The sequence below is a fragment of the Flavobacterium plurextorum genome, assembly GCF_002217395.1.
GTDB lineage: Bacteria > Bacteroidota > Bacteroidia > Flavobacteriales > Flavobacteriaceae > Flavobacterium > Flavobacterium plurextorum.
In genome coordinates this window covers 1-11,060 of the sequence record NZ_MUHD01000043.1, presented here as the reverse complement: position 1 = coordinate 11,060, position 11,060 = coordinate 1, and the positions used below count along the sequence as shown (strand labels likewise).

Annotated in this window: 8 protein-coding genes; all 8 read left to right on the top strand. The window is 35.6% G+C overall.

The features are described from left to right. Positions 1-9: 9 nt before the first annotated feature. Complete coding sequence (locus tag B0A81_RS19595) at positions 10-1,482, top strand: RagB/SusD family nutrient uptake outer membrane protein (protein WP_089059578.1); 1,473 nt, start codon at positions 10-12, stop codon at positions 1,480-1,482. Between the two features lie 29 nt (positions 1,483-1,511). After that, positions 1,512-3,437 (top strand): arylsulfatase, encoded by a 1,926-nt coding sequence (locus B0A81_RS19590; RefSeq protein WP_089059577.1) that lies wholly within the window; start codon positions 1,512-1,514, stop codon positions 3,435-3,437. A gap of 195 nt (positions 3,438-3,632) precedes the next feature. Then, positions 3,633-4,697, top strand: a complete 1,065-nt coding sequence (locus B0A81_RS19585; protein ID WP_089059576.1) for a sterol desaturase family protein — start codon at positions 3,633-3,635, stop codon at positions 4,695-4,697. 69 nt (positions 4,698-4,766) lie between these two features. Further along, complete coding sequence (locus B0A81_RS19580; RefSeq protein WP_089059575.1) at positions 4,767-5,483, top strand: thioredoxin domain-containing protein; 717 nt, start codon at positions 4,767-4,769, stop codon at positions 5,481-5,483. Between the two features lie 191 nt (positions 5,484-5,674). Continuing rightward, positions 5,675-7,294: a sulfatase-like hydrolase/transferase gene (locus B0A81_RS19575; protein WP_089059574.1), complete on the top strand. Its 1,620-nt coding sequence runs from the start codon at positions 5,675-5,677 to the stop codon at positions 7,292-7,294. 83 nt (positions 7,295-7,377) lie between these two features. After that, positions 7,378-7,524: a hypothetical protein gene (locus tag B0A81_RS21685; RefSeq protein ID WP_165768101.1), complete on the top strand. Its 147-nt coding sequence runs from the start codon at positions 7,378-7,380 to the stop codon at positions 7,522-7,524. An 11-nt stretch (positions 7,525-7,535) separates the two neighbouring features. After that, positions 7,536-8,798 carry a YeiH family protein gene (locus B0A81_RS19570; RefSeq protein ID WP_089059573.1) on the top strand — a complete coding sequence of 421 codons (1,263 nt, stop codon included), beginning with the start codon at positions 7,536-7,538 and terminating at the stop codon, positions 8,796-8,798. A 213-nt stretch (positions 8,799-9,011) separates the two neighbouring features. Beyond that, positions 9,012-10,667 carry an arylsulfatase gene (locus B0A81_RS19565; RefSeq protein ID WP_089059572.1) on the top strand — a complete coding sequence of 552 codons (1,656 nt, stop codon included), beginning with the start codon at positions 9,012-9,014 and terminating at the stop codon, positions 10,665-10,667. The last annotated feature ends 393 nt before the right edge of the window (positions 10,668-11,060 follow it).

The window sequence follows — 11,060 nt, the reverse complement described above, 5'->3', positions numbered from 1 at the left end:
AAATATAAAATGAAAAAGATCATTATAACATTCCTTTTAAGTGCCGGACTACTGGTATCGTGCACTGAGCTGGAGGTAACACCAACCTCCTTTGTAACCGAAGATAACTATTTTAAAACCCAAGACGATGCCATTGCAAGTGTAACCGCAGTTTATGCTTCTTTAAGCCTTGATCCAGGAGAACAAAGTTTATTTGGTCGAAACCTTTACTTCCTGACTGATATGGCTTCAGATTATGCTGCTGCAGGAGTTTCAGCAACAAATCCGCAAGTTCGAGCATTAAGCAGTTTAACTCACGATGCCACTTCAGATCGTGTTCAAGTAGCTTGGCGACAAATTTATGCCGGAATAAACAGAGCCAATGTTTCAATCGATAACATTTCGAAAGTATCAGGTTCAGAAGTTGTTAAAACGAGATTAATCAACGAATCTAAATTTATTAGAGCCTTATTATATTTTCAAGCAGTTCGTCTTTGGGGCGCAGTTCCAATCGTTTTGCACGAACCAACTTCGATTCAGTTACAAAGTTTAAAAGCTAACAGAGCACCGGTTGAAGAAGTATATGCACAAATCATTGCGGATTTAAAAGATGCCGAAAGTCTGCCGCCAACTTACCCAGCTTCTGATGCCGGACGTGCAACTTCTGGAGCTGCAAAAGCTATTTTGGCTAAAGTTTATCTAACTCGAAAAGATTGGCCAAATGCTGTTTTAAAAGCAAGAGAAGTTATAAACGGCGGTTATGGATATGCTTTATTCGAAAGCTTTCAAGACATCTTTACGAAAACTAAAAAGAACGGAAAAGAACATATTTTCTCTGTTCAGTTTGAACCAAATCAAGCAGGAAACGGATCAAGCGGAAGTACATTTCAAGCCACTTCTTTTACGGGATTTACTGCTACAGAACCTGCTGATATTATTTCGGATGTAGCATTGTTCTATGATATTTATGCTGCCGGAGATACACGAAGAGATGTCAGCTATGCGAAACAGCTGCCAAATCCAGCAACGGGAACTTTGTACACTTTTCCTAAACCAATTTTCAAAAAGTATTTGGACTTAACCAATTTGGCAACTCCGGGTAACGTAGCAATCAACTTTCCTGTAATTCGCTATGCCGATATTTTATTATCTCTGGCAGAAGCAATCAATGAGCAGGGAACGCCAACTCCTGAAGCTTACGAATTAATTAATCAAGTAAGACGAAGAGCTTTTGGTAAACCAATTACGACTCCTGATGCAACAGTAGATTTAAAAGGTTTGACGCAAACAACTTTTAGAGTTGCCATACAAGAAGAGCGCAAAAAAGAATTTGTTCAAGAAGGACAGCGCTGGTTTGATCTGGTACGTTGGGGAACACTGGTTACCGAAGTTAAAAAAGTAACCGCCAAAAACTCCGTTTCAGAAAGAAATAACCTCTATCCGATTCCGCAAAGCGAGCGAAATATTAACCCTGACGGCTTACCACAAAACCCTGGATATTAATTAACATATAACCAAAAAACGAAGTAAAAATGAAAAATTCAAAAAATAACATCACAATCAAAAGTCCTAAAAAAGGGCTTTTGATTACCGCATTACTTATCGCACAATTCGGCTTTAGCCAAACAAATCCTAATACAGAATTTAAAGGTGTAATTGGCAAAACTTTAGCCGAATCTAAAGAATACTGGCCAGATCCAGTAAAAGCCCCTAAAGGCGCGCCAAACATTGTTTGGATATTATTAGACGATGTAGGTTTTGGAGCGTCAAGTGCTTTTGGCGGATTAATTCAAACTCCAACGTTTGACAATCTGGCTAATAATGGTTTGCGTTACACCAACTTTCACACTACAGCAATTTGTGCTCCTACCCGTGCAGCATTGTTAACTGGAAGAAACTCTGCAAGAGTTCACGTAAGCGGTTTTTCTCATACCGTAATGTCAGCAGGATTCCCAGGCTGGGACGGACGTATTCCATCTGATAAAGGAACGATCGCAGAGATTTTACGCGACAATGGTTACAACACATTTGCAGTTGGTAAATATGGCGTTACTCCAGATGAAGAAGCTACAGATGCAGGACCGTTTGACAGATGGCCGACAGGAAAAGGTTTCGAACATTTTTACGGATTCTTAGGTTCGCAAACCGATCAATACAATCCTGATTTAGTAGAAGATCAGGTTCATGTTAAACCTGATGGACGTCATTTAAGTGAGTTAATTACTGATAAAGCGATCAGCTATATTCAAAAACAACAAAAAGCAGCACCTGGAAAGCCATTCTTTTTATACTATGCACCAGGCGCAGTTCATGCACCACATCAAGTTGCTGAAAAATGGAGCGATGCTTACAAAGGAAAATTTGATGAAGGTTACGACGCTTACCGCGAAAAAGTATTGGCTAACCAAAAGAAACTGGGCGTAGTTCCTGCAAATGCCGTTTTGCCAGAGCGCAACCCGTTAATTACAGATTGGAAAAAACTAACACCAGATCAAAAGAAAGTATATGCTAGATTCATGGAAGTATATGCAGGTTATTTAACCTATACGGATTATGAAATTGGAAGGGTTGTAAATTATTTAAAAGAGAGCAACCAATTAGACAATACTTTGATTTTTGTTGCCATTGGAGATAATGGAGCTAGTAAAGAAGGGACTTTGCAAGGTACTATTAATCAAAGTTTATTCTCTCAAGGAAAATCTGATGAGCAAAATCTGCAAAGCAATTTAGATAATATTGGAGAAATTGGAACCGCAAAAGGTTTAAATACCAATTATCCTTTAGGATGGGCACAAGCAACAAATGTTCCTTTTAAAAACTGGAAACAAGACGCACATTCTGAAGGAGGAACTCGTAATCCATTGATTGTATTTTATCCAAACGGAATTAAAGACAAAGGCGGTATTAGAAATCAATACAGCCACGTAACCGATTTGCTTCCTACAGCTTTAGACATTGCCGGGATAAAAGCGCCAGAATATATTCGCGAAATTAAACAGGATATTATCCAAGGTTCATCATTTCAAGCTTCTTTAGACAATCCAAAAGCTGAGTCGCTGCACAAAGTTCAATATTATTACATTTTTGGAAACAGAGCCATTTATAAAGATGGATGGAAAGCTGCCGCAGCGCATTTACCAGATTCATTTGCTTTGAAAAGCTCTTTAGGCAAAAATGAAAAACCAGAACCAAGCAATTTCGACAATGATGTTTGGGAATTATACAATCTGAACGAAGATTTTAATGAGCGTAATAATTTGGCAAAAAAATACCCAGAAAAATTAGCCGAGCTTAAAAAACTATTTGATGAGCAGGCAAAAGAAAATAATCTTTATCCGCTGATTGACTGGCAGGATGTTTTTAACCGCAGAATTCATAATAATGGTCAAGACAAAGGTAAAACCTTGCAGGAACTTGCTAGAAAAGCAACACAATCAGGTTCTGGAGCAACACACTAAAAATAGTAATCAGGTCTTTTCCAATCTAAAAGACCTGATTCAATTTTGAAATCAAAAAAATAAAACAGCATGAAACGAGTAGATTATATCATTATAGGAAAAAAGATTGTCGTAGGCACAATCCTATTTTTAGTTCCGCTGGCCATATTAGCTGGAGGACTGGCAGTAATTAATCAATTTTTAAAATAAAAAATCATGGCAGCAGTACAAAACTCAAAACTAACAAGAGATTTAGCCATCAGCCTTTTGTTATACACATTGCCCGTTTTGGCAATATATTTATATTTCAAATTAAGTAATAATCCAGTAACAGAATCGCATCTTACTGTACCTTCTTTTTTAGAATTTGCAAAACCGGCATTCGCCAATATCAGAACTTGGGGATTAACTGTTTTCATGCTTGTTCTGGGAGTTATAGAATTTACAGCGGGTTTATATGACGATCAATGGACGGGTGAAGAACGTAAAATAGATATTGTTTCTTTCTTGGCGCCAAAACTACTTTTACCACCCATTATTGCCTTTTTCAGCTTAACCGTTTTGCCTTTTTTAATTCCTAATCTTGAAAACTCATTATCATGGGTTCCGTTTTGGGGAGCATTTTTCTTAATTGCCGTAGCCGATGATTTAACGCAGTATTGGTACCACAGACTTCATCATCAAGTGCCTTTTTTGTGGCGTTTTCATAGAACACATCATTCCGCTCCTTATATGGGAATGGCAATGCTTTCGAGACAAAACTTCATCTATACAGTGTTTTTTTCTCAGATATATTTAACCGCAACTTTAACCTATTTAGGTTTAGGTTTACCCGCTTTGTTTGTCTTAGTAATAAAAAGTTTTATCACACTTGGCGCACACTCAAGTATTGCTTGGGATAAGCCGCTTTACAAATACAAAATGCTTCATCCTATTGCTTGGGTTTTAGAACGTTTAATTTCTACACCTGCTACACATCATGCGCATCATGCAGATACGAGCGGAGACGGTATTGGACATTTTAAAGGAAACTTTGGAAATATGTTTTTCATTTGGGATGTGATTTTTGGAACTGGTTTAATTACCCGAAAGTTTCCAAAATCGTACGGAATCAAATCCTATAAACAAGAAGAATGGTATGCACAGTTTTTATGGCCGATATTCAAATCTAAAAAAGAAGGAAGCGCTTTGGCAGAAGGAGTTTTATCCGTTCCGTTAAAACCGAAACCAGTTTTAGCTGCAGATACTCCTGCTCCAATTTTAGAACAAGTTCAATCTTAAAAAACAAAGTTAAGCAGTGTATTCAAAAATTAACTTGAATACACTGCTTACTTTTTAAAACTACTAATTATGAAAAATAAAACATTAAGGCACAGCATTGTAACTCTATTACTACTTTTTACCTTTATAGGGTTTTCACAAAATAAAAGTTCAAACACTATTTCGTTAGAACAGTTTTACACAAAAATTAAAGCCGAAAAAAATCCACAGATAATTGATGCCAGAGGTTCTGATGAATTTGCTTTAAATCATATTATTGGTGCCGTAAATTTTAATCTGGAATCAAAAGATTATGCTGAACAAATAGCAAAACTAGATAAAACGAAACCAGTATTTACCTATTCTATTGGTGCAGGAAGAAGCGTTTGGCTCGCTGATGATTTATTAAAAAAAGGTTTTAAAGAAGCTTATAGTTTGGAAGGCGGAATTGCGAACTGGATTGGTAACGGAAAACCTTTCTTTTCTAATTCTAAAAGCAAATTAACGCTTGCAGAATACAAAAAAATTATTGCCGAAAACAAAGATGTTTTAGTTGATATTGGTTCCGTTTATTGTGGTGCCTGCAAAAAAGTAAAACCAGTTTTAGAAACTATTAAAGCACAATATGGCAATACTTTAAAAATCGTAGAAATCGATCTTGAAGATAGTCCGCAGGTAATTGCCGACTTAAAAACAATAAAAGTTTTCCCGACTTTGATTTTATACAAAAACGGAAAAATTGTATTTAAAAAAGAAGGTTCAGCTGATTTAAGAAACGATGTTGATGCGGCTTTAGCTTCTAGATAATATTTTTTACACATAGAAACATCGATTTAAAATTCAGCTTAAAGAATCATTTAAAGAAATCACGATTTCTTCACATAATGCTATGCGTTTTATTTTAAGTGAAGCGTCTTTTTCCAGCACTCTAAATACTATGTTTCTATGTGTTTAAAAACAATGTTTTCAAACTTCAAACAGCATTAAAAACTAACCTTATGGCAGCCTATAAAAAAACAACCAAGATTATAATATCCATTTTAATAGTGCTTCTTATTTTCGCAGCATTTTTATTCTGGCCCATCAATACGGATGGAACTCTAATTCAACCAGACAAAAAACTGCTTGAAGGAAAAGCAGCATTTCTAGCTGAAAAAGTTTCAGCAGACAGTTCCTTCAAAAAACCAAATATCATTATTCTCCTTGCCGATGATTTAGGAAAATATGATATTTCGTTGTACGGAGGAAAATCTACACCAACTCCAAATATCGATTCTCTGGCAGCATCGGGAGTTACATTTCAAGACGGTTATGTTTCGGCTTCTATTTGTTCGCCGTCGCGTGCGGGAATTTTAACGGGGCGTTATCAGGAACGTTTCGGACATGAATATCAACCCGGAGATCGTTATCCTAAAAACAACTTAGAATATTATGGTTTTAAATATTTAATCAATACCAATAACTGGCGGTTAAATCCAAAAATAAATTATCCAAATGAAGCTTCGATAGCCTCTCAAGGTTTACCACAATCTGAAATTACATTTGCTGATCTTGCCAAAAAACAAGGTTACAGCACCGCAATAATTGGAAAATGGCATCTTGGACACAATAAAGGATTTTTTCCTTTAGATCGTGGTTTCGATTACCATTACGGATTTTATCAAGCGTTTTCACTTTACACTCCCGAAGATGACAATCCAGATATTATTAACCATCATCACAAAGATTTTACCGACAAAATGATTTGGGGAAAAGGCCGAGTTGGCATTGGACAAATTCGTCGTGATACTACAATAGTTCATAATAAAGCGTATTTAACTGAAACTTTTGCAGATGAAGCCGAAGCTTTTATTGATAAAAATAAAACGAAACCTTTCTTGCTTTATGTTCCATTCAATGCGCCGCACACGCCATTTCAAGTTCGTAAAAAATACTACGATCGTTTCCCAAATGTGAAAGACGAAAACAAACGGGTTTATTTTGCTATGATCAGTGCGCTTGATGATGCCATAGGAAGAATTAGAGCAAAAGTAAAAAAAGAAGGTCTGGAAGATAATACACTAATCTTTTTTGCCAGCGATAATGGCGGAGCCGATTATACTTTTGCCACTACAAACGCCCCATTAAAAGCAGGAAAGTTTTCTCATTTTGAAGGCGGAGTTAATGTTCCGTTTTCACTTTCGTGGAAGGGAAAAATCAAACCGAACACGATCTATAAAACACCTGTAAGCACATTGGATATTTTTAGCACGATTGCCGCAGCCATACATTCAGATTTACCAAAAGACCGAGTTTATGATGGTGTTGATCTTGTAAGTACTGTAAATGAAAATAAAAAAGCACATCAAAATTTATATTGGCGTTCCGGCGATGCAAAAGCCATAAGAAGCGGCGATTGGAAATTAATCATAAGCGGAAAAACGCATGAAAAATGGCTTTATAATTTATCAAAAGACAAATCTGAAACAACAGATTTAGCAGTAAAAAATCCTGAAAAAGTAAAGGAACTGCAGCTTGCTTTACAAAACTGGGAAAAGGGTTTGATAAAACCTTTATGGCCAAATCTAACTTATTATGAATTTGATTTTGACAAACAAAAATACTTTGTCGATTTGTAATTCTATTCCTGTATAATCCTATAAAATCATACAAGAAAATCAATAATTATCAATTGCCTACTGCTTTAGCTGGAGGTTCAAAATTGGAAAAAGAGAAGGCTTTAGCCAAACTTTCTATTCGGCTAAAGCCTTTTATCCATAAACTTATACTTCCAGCTAAAGCTGCAGGCAATTCAAAAAAAGCAACAACAAATAAACACCTGACAAGTTTTGAAAACCTGTTAGGATAATAAAATAAACAATGTCAATCCAAAACAAAACATTCACCATTCACGAAGATTGGACCGTCGTTATTCTCGGATTTATAATAATCGGAGTTTCGCTATTTGTTTTTCTACCCGAAGTTCCCGTTTTCAAATGGTCAAATCAAACGGATTTGTTCGCTGATGTCTTCAATTCTGCAAACCTCAAAATCCTCTTATTACAATTTTTATATCTTATTATCATTGGAGCATTCGGAGCATTTTTAATCGGAAAATCAGTAAAACATTTTCTGTTAGGATTTCCAATAGTTTACCTATTAACAGTTGTTGCGCTCATTATTGCTGGAAATACCGAAGTAAAAGGGCTTAATCTCGAAGCCGTAATTTTTAGTTTAATTATTGGTTTAGCCATAGGTAATTTTTTCAAACTTCCCGATTGGTTCAAATCGGCACTTTCTACCGAAGTATTTGTCAAAATCGGATTGGTTTTATTAGGAACCAGTGTTATTTTTTCAGACATTTTAAAAGCAGGTTCTTTAGGATTAATTCAGGCTCTCGTAGTCGTTTTATCCGTTTGGTATTTTGCTTTTTGGCTTTGTAAAAAACTAAAAGTCGACGACGAATTAACGATGATGATTTCGAGTGCTGTTTCGATTTGCGGAGTTTCTGCTGCGATCGCGACCTCGGGCGCCATCAAAGGCGATTCAAAAAAGCTGTCTTATGTTATTTCGATTGTATTGGTGACCGCAATTCCCATGATGATTTTTATGCCCATAATTGCTAAATATTTCAATTTTCCCGAAGAAGTTACTGGAGCATGGCTCGGCGGAAGCATTGATACTTCGGGCGCAGTTGTCGCTTCGGGTTCATTAGTTGGCGAAACCGCTTTAAAAATCAGCACCATTGTAAAATTCTCTCAAAACGTATTATTAGGAATTGCTGCTTTTGCTATATCGGTTTATTGGACTTATTCGCATAATTCTTCGGCTGAAGCTGTCGAATCTAAACCAACATTAAAAGTAATCTGGGAACGTTTTCCTAAATTCGTAATTGGTTTTATTGCAGCCTCTTTACTCTTTTCTTTCCTGCTTACAGCTGAAACTAGAGATGAAGTAAAAGACAGTTTAAAAAATCTGCAGGGAATTTGGTTTGCCTTAGCTTTTACAAGTATTGGTCTCGAAACCAATTTTAAAGATTTATTAAATAACAACAGCCGAAAACCTTTATATGCCTTTTTAATCGCACAATTATTCAATGTGATTATTACGCTGCTTATTGCTTTTTTACTGTTTAGTAAATGATTAAATCCTAAATACCATTTTTTTTAAACAGATAGAAACATAGTTTGAATTGTTTATAAAAGTCGTTTCACTCAAAATAAAACATATATCCAATAATAAAAATAATATCCATTATTGTCATCACCAAGCATAACAGAATGAGCTAACTAACATGAATATAACCATTATCAAAATTTCGCCTGCCATTTCCAATGCATTAAAATATCAACTCAAATGAAAAAAACACTTATTACATTAAACCTGCTGTTCGTCGCAGCAGCTTTAGTTTCGGCACAAAACAAAACAACTCAAGAAACCACAAAACCCAATATTATTTTAATAATGGTTGATGATATGGGATATTCTGATTTAGGAAATTATGGTTCCGAAATTAAAACACCCAATCTCGATAAACTCGCGGGCGAAGGTTTGCGTTTACGCGAATTTTACAATAACTCTATTTGTGCGCCAACGCGTGGTTCCTTACTTACGGGGCAATATCAGCATAAAGCGGGAATGGGATTTTTTGATGTCAATTTAGGACTTCCTGCTTACCAAGGTTATCTAAATAAAGAGTCTTTGACTTTAGGAGAAGTTTTCCGTTCAGGTGGTTATAGTACTTTACTTTCTGGAAAATGGCACGTGGGATCTGAAGATCAATCGCAATGGCCAAATCAAAGAGGTTTTGATAAATTTTATGGTATTTTAAAAGGCGCTTCAAACTATTTTGATACCAAACCGCTGCCTTTTGGAAAAACGCCATATCCTGTAAAATTGATTCGCAATAATGAAGAATTACATCCAAAAGATGATTCGTATTATTTTACAGATGAAATAGGAAATAATGCCGTTACTTTTCTTGACGAGCAAAACAAAGAGAACAAACCCTTCTTTTTGTATCTCGCTTTTACAGCTCCGCATTGGCCTTTACAGGCAAAACCGGTTGATATTGCCAAATACAGAGGAAAATTTGACGAGGGCTGGGATGTTTTAAGAGAAAAAAGAATTGAAAAACTCAAAGCAAACGGAATTTTACCTGCCAATCAAACCGTTGCTCCTAGAGATCCAGAAGTTCCTGAATGGAGTAAATTGTCGTATGATGAAAAACAATTTTGGAAAGCAAAAATGGAAGTTTACGCCGCTATGGTTGACAACATGGATCAAAACGTTGGGAAAGTTTTAAACAAATTGAAAGCTTTAAAAAAGGATAAAAACACTTTAATTATTTTTATTTCAGACAATGGTGCACAAGGCGGTTTTAATACTTACAATCCGTTAGGGCGAGGTTTAGTTCGAAATGACGGGCCGGTTGGAACTTCGGGATCGTTTGATTATCAAGAGCAAAACTGGGCTTACTTGTCGAACACTCCACTGCAGCAGTATAAAAACAATATGCACGAAGGTAGTTTTAGTTCGCCGTTTATCGCTTGGTATCCATCAAAAATAAAAGCGGGACGAATCGATAAAGGAACAGGACATATTATTGACCTTGCTCCTACTTTTTATGAATTGGCAGGAATTACTTATCCGACTGCTTATAATGGCGTCAACTCAAATCCGTTAGCGGGGAAAAGTTTGCTGCCTGTTTTGTTCGACAATGTTTCTGAAGTAAATCGCGGTGCTCCATTATTTTGGGAAAGAGCTGGAAACAGAGCGGTAAGAGAAGGAAAATGGAAACTGGTTTCGACATATCCTGCTTATCAATGGGAACTTTATGACCTTGAAACAGATCGCGGCGAAACAAATAATGTAGCACAGCAAAACCCTGGAATTGTAAATGATCTCTCCGCAAAATATTTTGACTGGGCTGATAAAACAGGTGTTGTTGAATACAGTAAGTTTAAATTAAAAACGGAAGTTATGCCCGGCGGTGCTTCATTAAAAAAATGACTTTTAAAATTAAAAGCAGATTAAGTCTGATTCTAGTAACTCCTAGAACTTTCATTAACTAATTTAAAAATCAAAACAGCAGTTTTCGCATTTCCTAAAACATTAAAAGACAGAAAAATAAGTAAAAATAAATCTCCAAAACTTATTTTTTTGTCTTTTTTTATTTTAAATATTTCATTTTTAAAAAGCTATAAATCAGATAATTAAACACAAACTTCTGTCATTTTATAAGTATCTGTTTTCTAAATATTTAAATAAAAATTAAAAAACTTTTGGTTTTTATTATATTAAATTTAACTTTGTCTATAGAATTAGTAGAGTTTAAAACTATAAACAACTGTATTTTGAAAACAACCGTTAGCATATCATCTTTTATTCTTCCTAAAAAGTATA